Origin of the sequence: Chryseobacterium sp. Mn2064 (genome assembly GCF_049319685.1) — a bacterium.
GTDB lineage: Bacteria > Bacteroidota > Bacteroidia > Flavobacteriales > Weeksellaceae > Chryseobacterium.
Genome location: NZ_JBMOUE010000002.1, coordinates 327,620 through 348,834 on the forward strand (window position 1 = coordinate 327,620; position 21,215 = coordinate 348,834).

19 protein-coding genes, 1 tRNA gene and 1 pseudogene are annotated in these 21,215 nt (G+C 35.9%); 13 read left to right on the forward strand and 8 right to left on the reverse strand.

The annotated features are described in order from the left end of the window. The first annotated feature begins 23 nt into the window (after positions 1–23). The 8 genes from ACL9RH_RS08535 to ACL9RH_RS08570 all read left to right on the forward strand — a co-directional run bounded on the left by ACL9RH_RS08535 (position 24) and on the right by ACL9RH_RS08570 (position 5,789). The gene (locus tag ACL9RH_RS08535) at positions 24–629 is read left to right on the forward strand and encodes a DUF4141 domain-containing protein (RefSeq protein ID WP_422693693.1); all 606 of its coding nucleotides are present in this window, start codon (positions 24–26) and stop codon (positions 627–629) included. A gap of 1 nt (position 630) precedes the next feature. Beyond that, a complete protein-coding gene (traJ, locus tag ACL9RH_RS08540) occupies positions 631–1,623 on the forward strand; it encodes a conjugative transposon protein TraJ (RefSeq protein ID WP_422692939.1) in 993 nt (330 codons plus the stop codon). Between the two features lie 15 nt (positions 1,624–1,638). Continuing rightward, positions 1,639–2,262, forward strand: a complete 624-nt coding sequence (gene traK / locus ACL9RH_RS08545) for a conjugative transposon protein TraK (protein ID WP_422692940.1) — start codon at positions 1,639–1,641, stop codon at positions 2,260–2,262. A 10-nt stretch (positions 2,263–2,272) separates the two neighbouring features. Then, positions 2,273–2,551: a hypothetical protein gene (locus ACL9RH_RS08550; protein WP_422692941.1), complete on the forward strand. Its 279-nt coding sequence runs from the start codon at positions 2,273–2,275 to the stop codon at positions 2,549–2,551. Further along, on the forward strand, positions 2,548–3,840 hold the full coding sequence (gene traM / locus ACL9RH_RS08555; protein WP_422692942.1) for a conjugative transposon protein TraM: 1,293 nt from the start codon (positions 2,548–2,550) through the stop codon (positions 3,838–3,840). Before ACL9RH_RS08550 ends, traM begins: the two co-directional genes overlap by 4 nt. 21 nt (positions 3,841–3,861) lie before the next feature. Beyond that, the gene (traN, locus tag ACL9RH_RS08560; protein ID WP_422692943.1) at positions 3,862–4,761 is read left to right on the forward strand and encodes a conjugative transposon protein TraN; all 900 of its coding nucleotides are present in this window, start codon (positions 3,862–3,864) and stop codon (positions 4,759–4,761) included. A 64-nt stretch (positions 4,762–4,825) separates the two neighbouring features. Further along, positions 4,826–5,317 (forward strand): conjugal transfer protein TraO, encoded by a 492-nt coding sequence (locus ACL9RH_RS08565; protein WP_422692944.1) that lies wholly within the window; start codon positions 4,826–4,828, stop codon positions 5,315–5,317. Between the two features lie 13 nt (positions 5,318–5,330). Next, the gene (locus ACL9RH_RS08570; protein WP_422692945.1) at positions 5,331–5,789 is read left to right on the forward strand and encodes a DUF3872 domain-containing protein; all 459 of its coding nucleotides are present in this window, start codon (positions 5,331–5,333) and stop codon (positions 5,787–5,789) included. 257 nt (positions 5,790–6,046) lie between these two features. Here ACL9RH_RS08570 and ACL9RH_RS08575 read toward each other — a convergent pair whose 3' ends face one another. From ACL9RH_RS08575 to ACL9RH_RS08585, 3 genes are all read right to left on the reverse strand, one after another. Next, entirely contained in the window at positions 6,047–6,490 is a 444-nt protein-coding gene (locus tag ACL9RH_RS08575; RefSeq protein WP_422692946.1) for a JAB domain-containing protein, read from the reverse strand. A 62-nt stretch (positions 6,491–6,552) separates the two neighbouring features. Continuing rightward, complete coding sequence (locus ACL9RH_RS08580) at positions 6,553–7,626, reverse strand: DUF932 domain-containing protein (RefSeq protein ID WP_422692947.1); 1,074 nt, start codon at positions 7,624–7,626, stop codon at positions 6,553–6,555. Between the two features lie 40 nt (positions 7,627–7,666). Next, entirely contained in the window at positions 7,667–8,077 is a 411-nt protein-coding gene (locus ACL9RH_RS08585) for a single-stranded DNA-binding protein (RefSeq protein ID WP_422692948.1), read from the reverse strand. A 553-nt stretch (positions 8,078–8,630) separates the two neighbouring features. Here ACL9RH_RS08585 and ACL9RH_RS08590 point away from each other — a divergent pair. Then, positions 8,631–8,855 (forward strand): hypothetical protein, encoded by a 225-nt coding sequence (locus ACL9RH_RS08590; RefSeq protein ID WP_422692949.1) that lies wholly within the window; start codon positions 8,631–8,633, stop codon positions 8,853–8,855. Between the two features lie 49 nt (positions 8,856–8,904). Further along, a pseudogene (locus tag ACL9RH_RS08595) lies at positions 8,905–9,885 on the forward strand (recombinase family protein); the annotation flags it as partial. A 547-nt stretch (positions 9,886–10,432) separates the two neighbouring features. On the opposite strand, the gene ACL9RH_RS08600 reads toward ACL9RH_RS08595, so the two are convergent. The 4 genes from ACL9RH_RS08600 to ACL9RH_RS08615 all read right to left on the reverse strand — a co-directional run bounded on the left by ACL9RH_RS08600 (position 10,433) and on the right by ACL9RH_RS08615 (position 15,840). Further along, positions 10,433–10,506 (reverse strand) — tRNA-Arg (locus ACL9RH_RS08600). A 75-nt stretch (positions 10,507–10,581) separates the two neighbouring features. After that, entirely contained in the window at positions 10,582–12,351 is a 1,770-nt protein-coding gene (locus ACL9RH_RS08605; RefSeq protein ID WP_422692950.1) for a TonB-dependent receptor, read from the reverse strand. A gap of 34 nt (positions 12,352–12,385) precedes the next feature. Continuing rightward, positions 12,386–12,880 (reverse strand): hypothetical protein, encoded by a 495-nt coding sequence (locus tag ACL9RH_RS08610; RefSeq protein WP_422692951.1) that lies wholly within the window; start codon positions 12,878–12,880, stop codon positions 12,386–12,388. Continuing rightward, the gene (locus ACL9RH_RS08615) at positions 12,877–15,840 is read right to left on the reverse strand and encodes a tetratricopeptide repeat protein (protein ID WP_422692952.1); all 2,964 of its coding nucleotides are present in this window, start codon (positions 15,838–15,840) and stop codon (positions 12,877–12,879) included. Before ACL9RH_RS08615 ends, ACL9RH_RS08610 begins: the two co-directional genes overlap by 4 nt. A gap of 253 nt (positions 15,841–16,093) precedes the next feature. Here ACL9RH_RS08615 and ACL9RH_RS08620 point away from each other — a divergent pair, with 253 nt between their 5' ends. The 3 genes from ACL9RH_RS08620 to ACL9RH_RS08630 all read left to right on the forward strand — a co-directional run bounded on the left by ACL9RH_RS08620 (position 16,094) and on the right by ACL9RH_RS08630 (position 20,612). Beyond that, positions 16,094–18,337, forward strand: coding sequence for a CocE/NonD family hydrolase (locus tag ACL9RH_RS08620; RefSeq protein ID WP_422692953.1), 2,244 nt, complete (start codon positions 16,094–16,096; stop codon positions 18,335–18,337). 104 nt (positions 18,338–18,441) lie between these two features. Further along, a complete protein-coding gene (locus ACL9RH_RS08625; protein WP_422692954.1) occupies positions 18,442–20,124 on the forward strand; it encodes an APC family permease in 1,683 nt (560 codons plus the stop codon). Positions 20,125–20,273: 149 nt separating this feature from the next. Beyond that, the gene (locus ACL9RH_RS08630; protein WP_422692955.1) at positions 20,274–20,612 is read left to right on the forward strand and encodes an Mpo1-like protein; all 339 of its coding nucleotides are present in this window, start codon (positions 20,274–20,276) and stop codon (positions 20,610–20,612) included. Between the two features lie 45 nt (positions 20,613–20,657). On the opposite strand, the gene ACL9RH_RS08635 is transcribed toward ACL9RH_RS08630, so the two are convergent. Next, positions 20,658–21,116: a lipocalin family protein gene (locus tag ACL9RH_RS08635; RefSeq protein WP_422692956.1), complete on the reverse strand. Its 459-nt coding sequence runs from the start codon at positions 21,114–21,116 to the stop codon at positions 20,658–20,660. Positions 21,117–21,215: the final 99 nt, after the last annotated feature.

Sequence of the window (21,215 nt, forward strand, 5' to 3'; positions counted from 1 at the left end):
AAAATCTAATCATTACAAGTGTTATGGTTATTGTATTAGCTATAACATCATTTGCAAAAGCACAATTTGTGGTTACGGATCCGGCTAATCTGGCTTCAGGAATACTCAACTCCGCCAATGAAATTGTACAGACCTCATCGACTGTTTCGAATGTAGTTAAGAACTTCAATGAAGTTAAAAAGGTGTATGAGCAGGGTAAGGAATATTATGACAAACTGAAAGCAGTAAACAATTTAGTAAAAGATGCCCGTAAAGTTCAGCAGACTGTTTTATTGGTGGGTGATGTTTCCGAAATGTATGTTAATAATTTCGGAAAGATGCTGAATGATCCCAATTTCAATGCTCAGGAGTTGACCGCTATCGCTAACGGTTATTCAACACTATTGAACGAAAGCACTGAACTGCTTAAAGAACTAAAACAGATTGTCACTTCTACCGATCTATCATTGAATGATAAGGAAAGAATGGAAATTATTGACAGAGTATATAAAGAGGTGAAAGATTATCACAATCTGGTAAGATATTACACCAATAAGAATATTTCTGTCAGTTATCTGAGAGCCAAAAAGCAGAACAACGCGCAGAGAGTTCTCAACCTGTATGGTACTGTTAATCAAAAATACTGGTAAGATGGAACCTACTAATTTACATGAGGTGCTTCGTTCTGTGTATGATGAGATGATGCCGATGTGTGCTGACATGGCAGCAGTTGCAAAAGGAGTTGCAGGGCTGGGAGCATTATTTTATGTGGCCGTAAAGGTTTGGCAGGCATTAAGTCGTGCCGAACCGATTGATCTGTTTCCTATGCTCAGACCATTTGCCGTCGGCATCTGCATTATGTTCTTTTCAACAATTGTCTTAGGCAGCATCAACGGAGTATTAAGTCCGGTCGTTCAGGGCAGCCACTCCATGCTGGAGGGTCAGGTATTAGATCTTAATGAACTCCAGCAGAAAAAAGATCTGCTGGAAAGGGAAGCTATGCTTCGAAATCCTGAAATGGCTTATCTCATTTCTGATGAAGAATTTGACAAAAAATTGGAAGAACTGGGTTGGTCACCTGCAGATCTCGTGACAATGTCGGGAATGTATATTGAAAGGGAAATGTTTGCCATTAAAAAAGATATCAGAGACGGTTTCAGAGAGTTTTTGGAAATACTCTTTCAGGCAGCGGCTTTGGTTATCGACACGATCAGAACTTTCTTTCTCATTGTACTTTCGATTCTTGGTCCCATCGCATTTGCAATATCGGTTTGGGATGGTTTTCAGTCTACGCTTACCCAGTGGCTGACCAGATACATCAGTGTGTACCTATGGTTACCGGTGGCTGATATGTTCAGTGCTATCCTGGCAAAGATTCAATCCCTTATTATAGAAAGGGATATTGAAATGCTGGCAGATCCCAACTTTATTCCAGATACTTCCAATACGGTCTACATTATCTATATGATCATTGGAATCATTGGCTATTTCACTGTGCCTACCGTTACAGGCTGGATCATTCAGGCGGGCGGAGCCGGAAACTTTATGCGTAATGTTACCCAGATGGCACAAAAGTCAGGAAATGTTGCGGGTGCTACTGCTGGCGCAGCGGCCGGTAATATTTCAGGACAACTCCTTAAATAATCAAAAAACAAAAAAATGGAATTTAAAACCTTAAGAAATATAGAGAACAGTTTTAAGCAAATCAGATTGTTCACCTTTGTTTTTGCCATCCTTTGTTTTGGAGTTGTCAGCATTGTTGTGTACAAATCTTACAGTTTTGCAGAAGAACAAAGACAAAAGATATATGTCCTTGACAATGGTAAATCACTGATGGTTGCCTTATCCCAGGATATGTCTATCAACAGACCTGTAGAAGCCAGAGAACATGTAAGGCGTTTTCACGAACTCTTCTTTACAGTGGCTCCGGATAAAAGTGCTATTGAGAGCAATGTAAAAAGAGCTTTTAATATGGCCGACCAATCTGCATTCAATTACTACAAGGATCTTTCTGAGAAAGGGTATTACAACAGGATTATCAGCGGGAATATTCAACAGCGCATCGAAATTGACAGTGTAATAGCAGATTTTAACAACTATCCCTATGCTGTAAAGACTTATGGGAAGCAATTCATTATCCGCGCAAGTAATTTAACGATCCGAAATCTTGTTACGAATTGTCAACTGGTCAATTCCGTCAGGTCAGACAGCAACCCTCAGGGGTTTACTATTGAAAAATTCAATGTCATTGAGAACAAAGATGTTGAAACTGTTAACCGATAAAAACAGTTATATGAAAAAAATAAGATTAAAAATAGAGGACTTCGTTAAAAAAGCAGAAGGGAAATGGAAATCCTTACCTACCAAAAGACAACGCTCTTTGACCAAGATATTTTTTGCAGGGTATGCGATAATGACGATTTTAACGGTTATGCATCTATGGTCAAAAGATTCAAAAAGTCGAACCATTCTTTCAGTTGGACATATCAATAACATTCCAAAGGAGATAAAGATGCAACATCAGCCGCTTGAAAACCCAGCTAATTATTCACCCCATAAAACATCCCCATGAAAGAGACAAGTCAAATCAGAATCACTGAAGGAAGTATACATTCCTCAGACGAAAATGAACCTTTGGATCGTAAGCCAGGGTGGGAAAAATTTAAAAAGCCGATCATTTACTTTTTAATGTTCATTGCTTGTATGGGATCCTTGTATCTGATTTTTAAACCAAAAGATGATAAAACAACTAATCAAGAGGTAGGTTTAAATGCTGAAGTGCCACAAGCCGCGGATGACAAATTACAAGCAGATAAGCAGAAGGCGTATGAGCTAGAATTGTTGGAGCAGAAAAATGAAGAAAAAAGAAATGCTATGACAAGCCTCTCAGATTATTGGAGTGAATCAAACGGCTCGAATCAGCTGATCGCTCTATCTCCAGAATCTTATAACAATGCGAACGCAGATCAGAATGCTTTAAACAGCTACCGTAATGCACAACAAACATTAAGCTCATTTTACAGCAAAGACGACCATGAGGTTACCCAATTAAAAAGGGAAATTAACAGGCTTAAGAATGAAATTTCACATAAGGATGCAGTTCCAAGTACTGTAGGAATTAATGATCAGTTAGAATTGATGGAAAAGTCTTATCAGATGGCTGCAAAATATCTACCTGCGCCAAAACAGCAGGAAGAACCTGAACCAAAGAAAACCTCTGAGGCAAAGCCTGAAGAAAACAAAGTTAAAATAACGGCAGTACAACTTCAAAAACGCAACGTCGTATCCAGTTTGTATCGAGAACCTTCAGACAGTACGTTTTCAGCATCCATCAGTCATAATCGATTTGCGGGGTTACAGAATGAACAGGAAAATACTGTATCCCAAAATAACAGCAGTATCCATGCAGTAATACATGAAACCATGACATTGGTAAATGAAAGTATGGTGCCCTTACGACTAACACAAGGTTTGCTTCTTGGAAAGACAACCATTCCTTCAGGTACTGTACTAAAAGCAACAGGAAAGTTTCAGGGAGGGAGACTGTTACTAGCAATTTCAAGCATTGAATATAAAGGCACTATAACCCCTGTCCAGATTAATATTCATGATAATGATGGGCAGTTGGGGCTTTACATTCCCTACTCTTCAGAACAGACCGCCATTAAGGATATAGCATCCAACATGAGCCAGAATTCCGGCACCAATATTATGATGACCCAATCGGCAGGACAACAGGTTGCTGCCGATCTCACCAGAGGTTTGGTTCAGGGAGTTTCAGGATACTTTCAAAAGAAAGTAAGACAGCCTAAAGTTACTGTTAAGGCAGGGCATCAGGTGCTTTTAGTTTCAAAAAAATAATTAACCTTTAAATTAAAATTAATGAAAATACGACTTAATATATTTTTCTCGGTTCTGTTGATACTCTTCGGTATCTGCAGATTAGCAGCTCAGGAAAATTCAGGTTTCGCATCGCTTTCTCAGGCCAAACTGGAACCGTACAAGATGGAAGTTACGTACAATAAAACAACACATATATTATTTCCATCTCCCATACGATACGTGGATCTGGGAAGCGAAAATTTGATTGCCAATAAAGCGGAAGATGTAGCGAATGTTCTCAGAATAAAATCCTCAGTAAGAGATTTCGAGGAAGAAACAAACTTTTCGGTTATTACTCAGGATGGTAAATTTTACAATTTTGATGTTTTTTACAGTTCTTATCCCGACACTCTGAATTATGACCTTCTGAAATTACAACGACATCAGGAAAAAGAATACTCGACAGATGTCCTGTTTGAAGAACTCAAGGGAGAATCTTCATCATTGACCGAGCTTTTGATCAGAACCTTGTACCAGCTTCCTAAAAGAACAGTAAAGCATATTGGTTCAAAAAGTTTTGGAATTCAGTTTCTGTTAAAATCTCTGTATGTACACGAAGGAAAGTTTTATTTTATTTTTCAAATTAAAAACAAGAGCAATGTTTCTTTTGATGTTGATTTTGTCACTTTTAAAATTACCGACAAAAAGAATCTAAAAAGAACTGTCGTTCAGGATAAGGTATTATCTCCTATCCGGACTTATTCTCGTGACTCTACAGTCAACTACCAATCCGACGGTGAATTTCTTTATCTCATGGACCAGTTTACGCTTTTAGAAGATCAGATAGTAGAGATTGAATTGATGGAAAAAGATGGCGGACGACATCAGAAGATTCAGATAGAAAATTCAGATTTGATCAGTGCCAAAGTGGTCGATGATATTCAATTAAAACTAAACTAACATGAAGAGTTTATTATCGTTAATAACAGTGTTTTTATGTTTTTACGCAGTCAAAGCACAAAGAATGTTACCGAAGCAAAAAAGTATCGGAATCAATACAGGATTACTGTTGAAAAAGTCATCCGGAAATTATTTCGTCAATACCGATTTTATTATCTATTCAAAAAAAGGGAACTATTCGATTTATTCATTTGAATACAGCACACAGATCATTCCGTATAAAACGATTGATGTTCCAGTTGAAAACTACAGTCTTGAAGTCGGTTATAGTTTTAATTTGATTGCGGATCTGACAAAAAGCTTTTTAATCAATTCCACATTTTCCGCCACCGGAGGATATGAGAATATCAATAAAAGTGAGACACTATTCTATGACGGAGCCGTACTCCTGAATGAATCATCGTGGGTGTATGGGGGAAGTGTAAAACTTAGTGTTGAAACCTATCTGTCGGATCGGATCGTTTTAACGGGCTTTTATAAAGCAAAAATAGTATGGAATACTTCACTTGAAAAAATAAGACCTGGCGTTGGTCTTGGAATCAGATTTAACCTATAAAATAAAGATTATTATGAAAAATGTAATCAATATCAAAAAACATTTTTTTGCCGCTATGTATCTTATCGCAACCTTGTTTGCAGTCGAGTTTTGTTTTTCATCTTGTTCAGAAGATGAATTACAGGTACAGAAAAATTTTCCGTTTGAAGTGCAGGTAATGCCTGTTTCAAAATATATAGCTACTGGAGAAACTGTGGAGATCAGATGTCGCATTATTCCTGTTGGATACTATAGTGAAACTGAGTATTTCTTCAGGTATTTTCAGTTTGAGGGTAAGGGTACATTACGTTTATTCAATGAACCTCATTTTTTACCCAACGATTCATATCTCCTGACTGAAAAGGAATTTAGGTTATATTATACTTCTGAATCAACAGTATCTCAAAGTTTTGATATTTGGATTTCAGACAATATGGGAAATGAGCAAAAGCTAACCATACAGTTTAGTCCTCAAAACGCAGAAACTGTATAATGTAAAATATAATGTATTAGGCTATTTTATCAGAAATAACCTTTAATTTTTCTTCCCATTACAGGCTATAAGAAGTAGCCTCTCGAAATAACTGTAACCTTTTTGAAAAAATTTAAGTGAGAAAATTTTTATCAATAGGGTTACTCTTAATGACTTGCGAAAAGACGTTTCCGACCACAGAAAGGAATTGTCTTTTCGCCGAAAATTTTAAATAAACGACAATTCAATATTGTCGTTTATTTTATTAGTTAGAAATTTTACAAATATCCGTTATCGGCAAAAGACAGATAATCTGTCGATGTTAAAATGCAGTGATCTAGTAATTTAATATTTAAGAATTCGGATGCATTTTTAATATTCTTTGTAATTTTTAAATCTTCATTAGAGGGTTTTAAATTTCCAGATGGATGATTATGTGCTACAATTATAGAAGAAGCATTACAGAGAAGGGCTGTTTGCATAATTACCCGAATATCCACTATAGTTGAAGAAATTCCGGATTCAGAAATCTTTCTTATTCCTAAAACCTTACTACTCTGATTTAAATATAAAGCGAAAAAAGATTCTCTATAATCTATTTCATCAGAATCAAAATGTTGTCGAAATACCTCTGCCGCATCATATGAATTACTGATTACTTTGTCGGAATTACCTTTTCGTGAATAGCTTAATTTTATTTCATTGACAATATTGAATTTCATTTGATATGCTCCTATACGGTGGAGACTTGCATTTACCGTATGTTTTAATTAATACATTATTTTCAGTTCATTTTTAAAATGTCTACTCCAAAATGAGCAACGTTTTCACAAAGCTCAAACGCTTTTTGAGACTTCATTTGAGCTGTTCCGCCCATAACTATGGATTGTAATTTGGATTCGTCATCTTTGTAGGTTTTTACATTCTGATAGAAACCTGTTACCGCATTGTAAGCACCGAATAAAGTTCCTTTCGTGGTTTCCATTTGTTGGGCATCACTCATCATCGCATAGGCAAATGCATCATCCACTGTGTTTTTAAAAACCGTAGACAATTCTTCAGCATTTCCTTTCTGCAGATGGTTTAAAGTTTCTTTATTGGGGCAAAGTGCCAATTGAATTAATTTTTTCATTTCAGAATCACCAATTTTAATTTTTGCCCAATAATTAAAAGATTCCTGTAATTGAGTGCTTAGTTTATTTGCTAAACCCATGACTTTGTGAGCATCTTCCAAACGTTGTTTTGCGCCTGATGTATGTCTTATCCTTACGACGTTACTCATATTTTTGAGTGAAGCATTTAAAGTATTTTGGCAAACAATACGAATAGGCGTAAATGCGGCGGTAATGCTTCCGCTTCCGTCATGTGAGGTCGTCAAAAAAATATATTTTTCTGTAATGTCGTCCCCGTTTCCAACACGGATATAATCGGGAAGTTTAGCCGTGATAAAAATTCGCTCACCATTTCCCAACGCTCCCGCAGTCTCGTACAGAATACCATTACCACCTCCTACAATGGCATCGAAGAAAGAAAATGCTTCACGATTTTGTACAATGTGATAATCCTTTCCAACTACTCCCAAAACGGTATTATTATCAGTGCGGATATTGGCAAAATAGTTTGGAACTTCCAATTCGGAATCACTCACTTTTAGTCCATCTTGAGATTCTACTAGCCCTGTACCTTTCGTAAAAAGAGGAGATTTTTCTACCTCGTAGTCAAGGCCTGCAAATCTGATAGCTTCTTCACTTGTCGGATGTACTTCTACAATCTGCCCTAAGTTGTGCCATACTTTTTCTTTTACGCTGAAAAATGAATATTTTCCTGTTCGGTTGTTGAAATTTAAATTATGTGCCATGATATTGTTATTAAATGTTATAAAATTGTTTTTGATTGACTTAAAATGGAAGGTCATCATCCTTATCACTTTCGTTGGATTTAGGTTGACTGATTTCCTTATCATTTCTCTTGTTGACGGGTGTAGACTCACCCTCAGTTCTTTTGTGACTACTATGTAATTTAATTTGTGATGTATGGAAGTTCAGACCTGCGTGTGCTTCTCCATCTTTTCCTATCCATGCTCTTGTATAAACTCTTCCAATTAGCTCTACTAATGTCCCTTTCTTAAGTAATTCAGCTACTTTTGAAGAAATCCAATAAGAGCAGTCAAAAAAAGTTGTCTGTTCGATTCGCTCGCCTTGTTTGTTGCGATAATTGTCATTGGTAGCAATAGAGAAATTGACTACTTGTTTTTTGTTTGACAGGGTGCGGACTTCAGCATCTCTTGTCAGTCTTCCGATAATGTTCATAACTGTTCTTTTTAAGATTGCACATTTTGATATGTTTTAAATCTCTTCACCGCCCTTTCTCTGAAGGCCCTCTTGGGCTTCGCTAAATATTTTTCAAAAGAAAAACCGGAAAAAAGAAAGCAGATAATTTTATAGGGCAATAGAAAAAGTCAAAAGGAAACGGAATAATTGGAGGGTACCTTTAGGGAGGAAACCTTTTATGCCGTAGTCTTTTGACTGGATTAAGCAAGGGCTGAACTATATACCTTAGCTGCCTTTTTACCGGTTTATTGAGAAAATATTTTTATCTATAATAATTTAGCATTGGCTAAAAGCACAACTGAAATTTATCCTACTAGATTCTACACGCCTTTTACTGAAAATTTAAACCTATAAGAAAAGCCGCTCGTTTTTCGGTTAACATAAGGTTTTTGGAAATTGCTAATTGTAAGGTCGGCCAATAATGGACATTAATATCCATAAAAAGCAATTTTTTGTTTTACAATGTCAATAATTATAATTTAAGTCAGAATAAAAATGAATACTGCCGGTATCTCTACAAACACATAAATTTATGAAGAGAAATCACCATATAAAGACAAGAAAGGGTATTTCTATTAGTAAAGAATTACCACAATCTTTATATCGGTACAATGGCATTCAAAAGCTTTCATTCGAAAAATCAAAAAAAATACTTTTAGATTCTGGTTTCAAATTAACAGATGAGGAGGTCAAGGAAATCTCCGATATTATGCATAAGATTGCAAAACTTGTAATAAAAGAATTCATTTCTAAATAATTCATATATTGCACTGGTTACTACCACTTTGAATAAAAACAGAAAGATTATGCAGATAGCAGATTTATACATAAGAGTGTCTACTGATGAACAGGCTGACAAAGGCTATTCTCAACGTGATCAGCATGAAAGATTGGAAAGATATTGTCATCAAAACCAAATTACTATTGGACAAGTAATCTTTGAAGATCATTCAGCTAAGAACTTCAATCGCCCAGAGTGGACTAAATATATCAATTATATCAAAAAAAGAAATCTGAAATCCAACTTAGTTTTATTTACTAAATGGGATCGTTTTAGTAGAAACGCTGGTGATGCCTATCAAATGATAAAATTACTGTTGAGTAATAATATTTCACCTCAAGCTATAGAACAACCTTTGGATATGTCTATACCGGAAAACAAAATGATGCTTGCCATCTATTTAGCTGCACCAGAGGTAGAAAATGATCGAAGAGCACTTAATACTTTCTATGGGATGAGAAGAGCTCAAAAAGAAGGAAGACTGATGGGCACCGCGTCTTATGGTTATATTAATAAATGTACTGAAGATGGAAGAAAATATGTGGCCCTAAAAGAACCTGAGGCTTCAAATATGCGGTGGGCATTTAATGAAATTGCTAAGGGTAAATATGCGACCAACCAGATAAGACTTAAAATGAATAAGATGGAAGGCGCAAAAATTAGCAGTACTTCTTTTTACAGAGCAATAAAAAATCCGGTTTATATTGGTAAAATATATATTAAAGCATACAAAGACGAGGAGGCCTGTATTGTTGAGGCCAATCATGAAAGTCTGATATCAGAAAGCCTATTTTATAAAGTGCAGAATGTGTTAAGTGGAAAAACTTGGGCTGAAAGACCCAAAGGTAAAATTATCACTGCAAATGAATTTCCACTGAGAGGCTTTTTAAAATGTCCACGATGTGGAGGACATATTTCAGGTAGCGGATCCAGAGGCAAGAAAAATGTTTATTATTACTATCACTGTAATTCTAAGTGCGGCTATAGACATAGCTCAGACAAGGTTAATTCTGCCTTTGAAAAAGAATTAGTGAAATATGATTACCATGAAAGCATAAATACGTTATTAAAAGAGATAATATTAAGCAATTTTAAATACATACAGGAAAATATTGATGGAAAGAAAAGGGAACTTTCCGAAGAGATTGTTAATTTAACCAATAGGCTATCTAGCGCTAGAGAAAAGTATCTCGAAGACAGATTGGATTTTGAGGATTATCAGATTATTAAAAATGAAAGTAAAAAAAGAATTGATGAGCTTGAAATGGAACTTCAGAATCAAAGGCTATCACGTAAAAATACAGATATCAGAGCAAAGCTTGACCAGGTTCTAAACATTTTGCCAAACCTTTCTCAACTGTACATTAAAGGTGATAATGAGACAAAAAATTCTATATTGTGTTCGATTTTGGCCGAAAAACTTGAATTTCAAGAAAACGCTTTTCGAACACCCAAATTAAATTCCGCACTGACCCAAATATTACTGATTAACAATCAGTTACAAATTAAAAAAAAAGGAAACAGCACTTCTAAAAATGCTGTTTCCCTTAGAGTGACTTCGGAGGGGTTCGAACCCCCAACCCTCGGAGCCGAAATCCGATATTCTATCCAGTTGAACTACGAAGCCAATTTTATCAGTAATAAGTAATTAATAATAAGTAATGCAAATATTGCCTATTACTAATTACTCATTACTTATATTTTAGAAAGTAATCTTCACACCTCCCAAAATTTGAGCACCTAGAACTTTATATCCTTTGTACGTCTGATATTTTGAGCTCAGAAGATTGTTTCCGAGTGCGAAAATACTGAAATTTTTGTGAATTTTATACTCTGCAGAAAGATTTAAATCTGCATATCCTCCAACTTTATCATTGGTGTTCTCTGTAGACTGGAAAATCATATTCGGAGTTCCCACGCCTTCGATCCCATAAGAGTTTGTCGTTCTGTCACTTGCAAAAATTCCTTTGAACCCTAACAGTAATTTTTTATCCAACATTGTATATTTTGCACCAATGCTTGCATTCAGTAGAGGAACGTTGTAAATATTGTCATAATTCTTCAAACTGTACTTCGTAAACCTTACTTCTCCGTCAATGGCTAGGTTTTCCAATGGGAAATACTGCACGCTTCCTTTAATATCGCTTACATTTCCGTCATCATATACCGCAGAGAATGTATTGGCAAAATTGTAGGCAGAACGGTTAAGCGTATATACGTTATCAAAAAGATCATTGGCTTTAAAGAACATAATATCTCTCATCTTTCCAAAACCTGCAGAAAAGTCGTATTTCAGCGTTTCATCAATGTCTCCTCTCAATCCTACATAGAAATGATATTTGGTCTCTGTTGGCTTTAAATACTGGTCAGAAACGATAAATGGATTTACCTGCAACATATCACCATATGTATTCAGTTTAAGACCTCCGTCTACCCCACCATAGAATTTAAATTCTTTAGCAGCAGCCACCTGAAACTCAGCCTGTGGAAACCAATATGTTTTATTGTTTTTTAAACGTTCAGCCATCAGATCATTCGAATTTTTAGCATTCAGGAATGAGAAAGAAGAACCTAACATCAAATAAGACTCCCCTTTTCTGAAAGTTACTTTCGGAGTAAGGTTAGTATTGAAAAAATTCGCAGTATTCTTATCTCTGATTGCAAAGTCGGTTTTCACAGCTTCCAATCCAACGCCTAAGTCAGCATTCAGATTAATCCCTGATTTTCCTAGCTCTACAGCATGTTTAGAGAAATTAGCCAAAATGGAAACCTGATTTTCCTGAGCATCAAAATGATCTTTAAGGAAGGATGATTTTACTCTTACATCATTAAGAATTTCGTTGGAGTAAAAGTCATAATACCCGTTTACTTTAAATTGATTGACTCTTTGCTTCAGATCAACATCTGCCGAAGGTTCCAAAGCGTAAATTCCATAATAATTATAGTTATTCATGCCATATTCAGCATTGATGTTGAACTTTCCTTTTTCCCCATAAGAGTTTAGAAAAGCAGCAAACGCAGCCGAAGTTTGTTTTGAATTCCAGTCGTACTCCTTTTTAAGACCATTGGTAGAAAGTACGTGAACATCACCTCCTACTTCCAGCTTATTTTCAAGGGTTTTGGAAACATTTCCATCCAATAGAATTTTCCCATAATTTCCCATTCCAAACTGGACGTAGTTATTTTGGGCTGTTCCGTCAAATTTTGGAGTTACATCCTGTCCCTGAATAGTAGATGTTTTAAAATCTGAAACCGCAGGAACATCTGTGATGGTATACTTCACAGGATTCTGGGATTTCTCCTCAGGTGGGTAATTTTTGATGGTTTCTATGGAAGTCTTCTTCTTCTCGATCTTCTTCACTTCCGGTTCTCTTTTTTTGTTCAGAACCAGTTTCTCTTCCTTGATTTGGGAAAACGCCACCGACGAAACCCCTAAAAATATTATAGATAATAATTGAATTTTCTTGTTCATACTCTTTAATTTTAATCACAAAGGATTTAAAAATCTATTGAATATTATTGTTTATTTTATGTATTAGTCCCCCACCTAAAAAATCATGGAAGATTCCGCTACTTTGATTTCGTTTGTATAAATATTCGTAAAAAGTACCTTCTGACTCCTTACCGTTACTTAAATAATACCCGATAAAATGATTAGGATTACATCTAAAATCATTAATCATCATATAGGAAGTATAAAAATTAACCCCTTTTCTGTTTAATGGACCGTAAAAATTACCAATCCATCGCCCTCCGAATATCCTAAGAAGAGTTTCCCCTACATAAGCTGTTAAAAACTCCTCCAAGATATTCAACTCCTGATCTTCAATTTTAGAAAAGTTTTCTAAAATCCTATCTACTTCAATCTCTAAGCTTTTCAATGAAAAATCAAGATTATATCCTTTCTTTTTCATTACATCAGCAAAATGCTCTGCGCAAAGCTTAGGATCTGTTGGTTCAGTCGTTGAATATTCCAGAATATTCTCTCCTAAAAAGATCATTTCTTGATTAATTTCTTCACTTCTTTCGCTTCCGCAACAATTTCCGGGAAGTCTTTATAGTTCGCAATAATCTGATCACAAGTATAACTTGCCTGATAATTATCTTTCAGACCGATATAGTTTTTCGCCATCAGTACCAACGCTTTCGCACCCCAATATTCTTCTGATGAATAGTTATTCGCCAGCTTAAAGATGGTTTCGTTAGAAGATTTGAATGCCTTTCCTTTATTCTGATAATATGCTTTAGCGTACAATGCCTCTGCCGCAACCGAAGTATTTGAAGATTTTTCAAGAGAAGCGTAAGCTGCCTGCGCATCTTTATCTTTTCCTGCGTTCATCAAACTTCTTGCCTTGATTACTTTTGCGGTTTCAATAACTGCAGTTGAATTTTTAGAATTGGCAATCACTGCATTGGCTAGTTTTTCAGCTTCTGAGAAGTTTTTTTCATCAGCGTACAGTTTCATCAACTCAACATTTGCATAATTTTTAATACCAATATTTGAAGAATTTTTGATCCCTTCAAGATACTTTTTCGCTTCTGAAGTATTTCCCTGTGCAATAAAGATTTGAGCTAAACGAGTTTGTGCATCATCCTGGTAATCATTCTGAATTCCAGCCACTTCCTGAAGCACAAGTAAAGCTTTTGTTGAATTATTGGTTTGGTAATAACTTTCTCCCAATTCATACTTAGCCTGGTAAAGACCTTCTCCCGTAGGATTCTGCGTGAGGTACTTTTCATAGTAAGAAATGGCATTTTTATAATCTTTCTTCGCAAAGTATTGTTTTCCGGTAGACAGGTTGATCTCATCAATTTCTGAAGCATCAACATTTACCCCGATATTTCTTGCAAACGTTTCGTATCCTGAAACATCTCCGTTTTTCGTAAACAGAGGTTTCGCAGCCTGAACAATTTTCTGAGCATACGCCGTATTTTTGTACTGTTCACCAAGAGATTTTAGTTCTGAAAGCGCTTTGTCATTCTGATTCTGATCGATATAATTCTGTGCTCTATAAATAGAAGCATTAGCAATTAAATCTTTGTCTGAAGAACTTTTAATTACTTTTCCGAAATAATCATTAGAATTGGAAAAATCATCCTGATCCGCATACGCCGTTCCTATCTCATATTGAGCATCATCATAATATTCAGAATCCGGATATTTTGATAAAAGGTTTTTCAGATTGGTAATTTTTGCCTGAGTATCTCCTTTAAATCCTAAAGCCATGGCTTTTTGGTAAAGGGTATAATCCGTTGCGTCTACATTTTTGTCGTAGATGGCAATCGCTTCATTCAGATCGTTATTGGCATAATGAATATCCGCCAAACGAAGTTCTGCATCATTTTTAAACTCAGGTTTCGGATTGGCAAGGTACTGTTTGAAATAAGTTTCCGCCTGATCAAATTTCTTAGATTTGAAATAAGCATATCCTAAATCATAAGGCAATTGCTGCTTCTCAGGGAAATTTTCGTTAAGAAGTTTCTCGTAACGTACAATTGCTGAAGGATAATTCCCTTTTTGATAATACACCTGCGCCAACCAGTACAAAGCTCTGCTGTTGAATTCTTTATTGATATTGAAACCAAGACTTCTTAAGAAATATTTCTCAGCTTCATCGTAATTTCCTTTGTTAAATTCCTCCGTTCCTAATAAATAAGAAACTTCCTGATCTACTTTATTGATTTCAGGAGTGGAACTCTGCAGCCTGTCAATTGCATTCAGAGTTTCTTTATAGTTTCCTGAATACAGATAGGATTTCACCAATAAAGACCTCATTTCTGAAGCATTTCCTGCATTCTGGTTATCGTTGATATAACTTTGAATTACGGCAGACGGACTTTCGAACGGGTTACCGATATCATAACTCAACTTCGCATACTGTTCATGAGCCAGTTTTTTCACTTTCGCATCATAATCCATCTGGTAAGAAGAACGGAATGCTGAAAGGGCTTCCTGTTTTTTATCTACTGCCAGATAAGCATTTCCTAACTGGTAGTAAGCATTTTGCGCCAGTGCCGAATTGCTGTTCAGAAGCTGGTTAAAATAAGAAACCGCTTCATCATATTTTTTCAGCTGAGCAGCTACAAATCCCATTTCATATAAATCATTTTCAGATGGATTTTGCTGTACACTCAGGTAATCTTTTAAGTGAGGATAGGCAGAAGTATAATCATTCTTCATGAAATAACTTTCTCCAATGATCTTATGAACCTCTGCTTTATAAGATTCAGAAATACTCTCATTCAACAGGGCGTTTCCTTCTGAAATAGCCTGGTCATAGTTCTTATCATTATAATACATCTGTACATAATAAGGACGAACTAATTTTGAGAATTTATCCTGATTTTTTATTGAATCAAAATACTGGAAAGCTTTATCGTTCTGTCTGTTGCTGTAATACAAATGCCCCAACATATAAGCGATATCGCCTTTCTGAGACTGATCTGCAGATTTATAAGCTTCTTCCAGCGCATCAGTAGCCCCTTTTGAATCTCCAGTCATGAATTTTGCATATCCCAATTTCAGAATATACTGGGTATTCTCTTCTTTTGAAAGCTGGTACTGGTTTACTTTTTTCAGAGTTTCCAAAGCCTTGTCAAAATCCTTCTTTACCAGATAATAATCTGCTAAAGGTAAGTTGGCCTGTGCAAAATAAGCAGAATTTGGATATTCTTTCATGAAAGCAGTTAAACCTTCCTCAGCATGATTTTTCTGAAGAATTACCCCAATCACATTATCAAAAAACTGCGCCGCCTCCTTTTTCGAACGCGACAAATTCTGATTGTAGAAATATTGTCTTGCGTATTCGTATTGGGAGGCGTTGTATATCTTGGTTTGGTAAAGATTTTCAGCGAGATTGAATCTGTAATTTTCTTTCTGGGTAAAATATTGGGATTGCTGAGCCTCGGAGATTCCGAAATACATCACAGCAGCCGCTAAAAGTATTTTTTTTGATTTCATTCTTCTTTATATAAGAAAATTAGTCTAAATAAGTTAACGAAAATATTAAAAACTTATTGTTTAAGCAAGTTTTAGCACATTTAAAGCCATAAAATAACGATTTAATAACAATGAAACCATTTCACTGTTTAATGATAAAAATCCTTAATTTAGTCGCTTAAAATATAAACAAATTGGTAATCAATCATCAAAAACATATTTGATCTGATACTTTTTCAACAGCAGCTAAAAACATACCATTAACTTATTATATATGAAATTTAAGATACTTTTAGCATTAATTTTTGCCAGCCTGATACAGGCTCAGAAATTTAATTTTCCGGAAACGGCTGTAACAGACTCCGTTATACTGGAAAAACAGATGCCGGTTCTTGCTTCACAGCTTATCCCCTATCTACAATCTAAGAAGTATAAACCGAAGAATAATTTAGATTTTTCTGATGGTCTCTTCCGTTTGCAGATCGTCGCCAAAGAGTATAAAAAATCACTTTCTACCCTGGCGGAAAATCGTAATCAATTTGCGGATCACAATATGGCAGGGTACAGATTTCTCGGATATGAGTTATACAGTAGGGCTAAAATGCTTGAAACAGAAGGTAAAATTCCATTTTCCAATGCCCTTCAAACTGCATTCAACCAAAAATATGAAAGCCTCCCTATTTCATTAATTCCAAAAGTCGGATTAGCGGTTAACGGAAGTGTAAGCGATTCCCGAAAGTATTTGAAAAAAGAACTGGACAAGCAAAAAGGAAAAAAAACGATGGATTTTGCTACAGCATTTGCTTTGTGTAGAAGTTATTTAAACTATAAGACCTATTCCAGCATCAAGCCACAGGTGACACAGCTGCTGGATGTAAAAGAAAAAGAAAGATTCGTTATGGAGACTCAGGATCTTCATCTAAAAAACGGAAATACCCTCACGATGACCATTGTCAGAAAAAAAGAAAACACCTCTCCATTGCCGGTTATTCTTACCAATAATATTTACGCAGGTTCATCTGATGATTTCTTTGCAAAAAGAGCTGCCGTTTATAATTATGTGGGAGCTGTGGTAAATACCCGCGGTAAAAGAAACAGCAATGATGTGAACAATCCTTTCGAGCACGAATCGGAGGATATTTATGAAGTGATTGACTGGGTAAGCAAACAGCCATGGTGTAATGGAAAAGTGGGAATGATTGGAGGAAGTTATTTGGGATTCAGTCAATGGGCGGCCGTAAAAAAGCTGCATCCGGCATTAAAAACAATTGTTCCGCAGGTTGCTGTAGGAATAGGAATAGACTATCCTGCTCAGAATAATATATTCATGAATTATATGCTGCAGTGGATTCAGTATGTAACCAATAACAAACTTACAGATGAACAAGACTTCGCCAATTCCACAAAATGGGATTCTATCAATACAAAATGGTACAAAAGCGGCCAGTCGTTCAGATCTCTGGATACCATAAGCGGTAAACCCAGCAAAATATTCCAAAGATGGCTGGATCATCCTGGATATGATCAGTATTGGCAGAAAATGGTTCCCTACAAAGAGGATTATTCTAAGATTAATATTCCTATCTTAACAACTACAGGATATTATGATGATGATCAGATCGGAGCGCTATACTATTTTAAGCAACACCATCAATACAATAAAAATGCAGAACATTATCTGGTAATGGGGCCTTATAATCATGGAGGGGCACAAAGCTTTGGCTTCACGTATCAAAACGGGCAGCAGCCTATTGATCCGGTGGCAAGAATAAGCATTGATGATCTTGCTTTTTCATGGTTTGATTATATTCTTAAAGGTGGTAAAAAGCCAGACATTCTAAAAGACAGGATCAATTTTCAGGTAATGAGCACCAATACATGGAAGCACGTCGCAAGTCTTGATAAAATGCATACCTCTACTTTGAAATTCTACCTTCAGGATCATAAGAATGTGCCTTCTGTATTTAACAAACCTGACACCAAAAGCTTTACAAAACAAACCGTTGACTTTAAGAACAGAGATCAAAAAGAATCTTATTATAAAATCGGAAAAAAAGACAGTGTAAAAGCGACCAATTCAATAGCTTTTGAAAGTGAGATATTCGATAAGGATGTTATCATCAGTGGAAATTTCTCGGGATTCTTCAATGTTTCGATCAACAAAAAAGATTTTGATACAGATACCTATTTATATCAGATTCCACCGAACGGAAAGCCATTTTTACTATCAACCCATATTGTAAGAGCCAGCTATGCGAAAAATAATGAGGTAAGACAGCTTCTTGAACCTAATACAATAGAACAAATTCCAATTAACAATTCCTATTTCATGAGTAAAAAAATTGAAAAAGGAAGCAAATTGCTTTTATTGGTCGGAGTTAATAAAAATCTCAACTGGCAGATCAATTATGGTACAGGAAAAGATGTAAGTGATGAAACGATCAAGGATTCCGGGGAACCTTTGGAGATAAAATGGTACAACGACAGCTATGTTGAAATCCCTGTATACAACGAGTAAAGCCTTATGTTCAGGGAATTTTATCCAAATGTTGTTAACGACTGTTAACATCAAAATAAAAAATCATTACATTTGCTTTTTTTCAAATCAAATATAGTTATTGAATGAGTCAACTTTTTAGAAGAAAAATCTATTCAGATACAGATACTTCAACGGGACTTTTAAGAGTCTTAGGCGTGTGGGACATCGTGTTTTTTGGTATTGCGGCTATTATCGGAGCTGGAAGTTTCAGCAGTTTGGGAGAAGCCGTTTTCAGAGGAGGTCCCGGTGTTATCCTTCTATATTTGATCTGTGGTTTTGCCTGTGGCTTCACTGCTTTATGTTATGCTGAGTTTGCCAGTAGAATTCCCACTGCGGGATCTGCCTATACTTATGCGTATGCCAGTTTTGGAGAACTCATTGCCTGGGTGATCGGCTGGGCTTTGATCATGGAATATTCATTCGGAAATATCTATGTTGCCTTTTCCTGGTCAGATTATTTTACCAGCTTTCTGGGCCGTCTGGGAATGCATATCCCCGATTATTTGACCTGTAGCTATACCGAAGCCCGAAAAGCCTTTCAATATGGCTCAGAAAATAAAGAATTATTAAATGCATGGAATACCGCTCCTCTTCTAGGAAACCTTAAGTTTATTGTAGATATACCCGCATTGGTCATCAACGGATTAATTACATGGCTTTGTTATGTGGGAGTAAAGGAAAGTAAAAACTTCAACAACTCTTTGGTGATCTTAAAACTGGGAGTGATTGTATTGGTAATCCTTGTAGGTGCCGCTTACGTAAATATTGAAAACTGGACACCAGTAAGTCCTACAACGGGAACTCCATCTTTTATGCCTAATGGATTTGCCGGAGTAATGAGTGCTGTTTCCGGGGTATTTTTCGCTTATATAGGATTTGATGCATTAAGCGTGCTTTCGGAAGAAACAAAAGATCCTCAAAAGACTCTGCCAAAAGGAATGATCATTTCCCTTGTTTTGTGTACGGTAATCTATATTGCGTTAACGCTTGTATTAACAGGAATGGTAGATTACAAGAAATTTGACGGTGTAGGAGATCCTCTTTCATTTATATTTGAAAAAACAAATGCTAATGTAGCCTGGATGGAGCTTATCGTTTCCTTCGTTGCTATTGTAGCCATTACAACCGTACTATTGGTTTTCCAGATGGGACAGCCGAGAATCTGGTATGCTATGAGCCGTGACGGATTGATGCCTGCAAGATTTCAAAAGGTACATTCTAAATACAAAACACCATCATACGCCACTGTTGTTACCGGAATTGTAGTAGGTATTCCCATTTTGTTTACAGATAAAACATTCATTCTTGATTTTACAAGTATCGGAACGATCTTCGCTTTTGTACTTGTTTGTGCGGGAGTTCTTCTTCTTCCTGCTAAAGAAAAGATCAAGGGAAGATTTCACCTTCCATATGTGAATGGCAAGATCATTTTCCCTGTTATTTTTATTGGAGGCCTATTGGCTTTCTACAAATGGCAACCGGAATTTTTTACCAGTTTAATGGATTGGGCTGATCCTAAAGAAGGAGAATTCAGGGCCTCTATTTTCTTCTTTATTATCATTAATTTGATTTTATGTGTTCTCACCTTCATCAAAAATCTTTCTCTGATTCCATTAATCGGGCTAAGCTCATGCCTGTATCTTCTTACCGGAATGAGCCACGAAAACTGGTTCTGGTTCGGGATGTGGTTCCTGATTGGAATGGTTATTTACTTCTGTTATGGATACAAAAACAGTAAGCTTGGAAAAGAATTAAAGAATAGCTAGAAATAATAAAAAAGCTTTACAAGGCAAAATTGCAAAAAGGGAAACCATTGGCAGACCGATTTGTAATTTTGCCTTTTTCTTTTTACTCTATGACAAAAATCGGCAACATTATTGCTATATCCTTCAAAGAATCAATAAACTATACTGCCATGTCTGAAAGAATAAAAACCTACAGAGAGTTCTATCAGTTCTACCTTACAGAACACAGTAAAACGGGAACCCGCATTTTTCACTTTATCGGAACCCTGCTTGTATTTTTCGTGATAGGATACGTTATTAGTTCCGGCAAGGAAAGATTTCTTTGGTATATTCCGATTTTCGGATATGGATTTGCATGGTTCAGCCACGCCGTTATTGAAAGGAATAAACCTGCAACATTTAAATATCCTATATGGTCTTTAATTTCGGATTTTAGATTATTTTTTGAACTTTTGATCGGAAAACAAAAATTTTTTATTCCTCATAAGCAACCACAGAATCAGGAATAGAGAATATAGTATACAGGATGTATAAAGGTTAATCTGAGGTTAACCTTAGTATTGTCTTTCAAGAATATCATAATGAATGGTGTTCATTACTTTTTCTGTTAATGCATCTCCTTTCATCTTTACATATTCAGGTTTATAATCTGACAACGTCATGGTTTTATCTTTATTAAAAGTAACCACCACTTCTTCAAGAATATTGTTATCATCTACATAAAATTGAATTCTGTTATCTACAATCCTCCAAAATGAAAGTCTCGGTTCGGATGGACTGCAATCTCCCACGCTTCCCTCCGTATAGTTGTAAACAGCAAAACCATCTGCTCTTATCGCATAATTTCTCATGAGGCGACAGTTGTCAAAATCTTTAACCACTTTCCTATTGTTTTCATAAAAACCTGATTCTTTTAACTTCCAGAAACCTATAACATTGTCTTTTGATAGTTTTTGAGCATTAATAAAAGGAAATACTGCAGTAAGCAAAACAAGAGAAAAGGCTTTATACATGATGATTTGTGTTGTGTTTTTTTATCTAATTTCAAACGAAGATACAATAATTGGAATAAACAGTTTCGGCGGGTGGCTTTGCCACCCGCCGAAATCTCA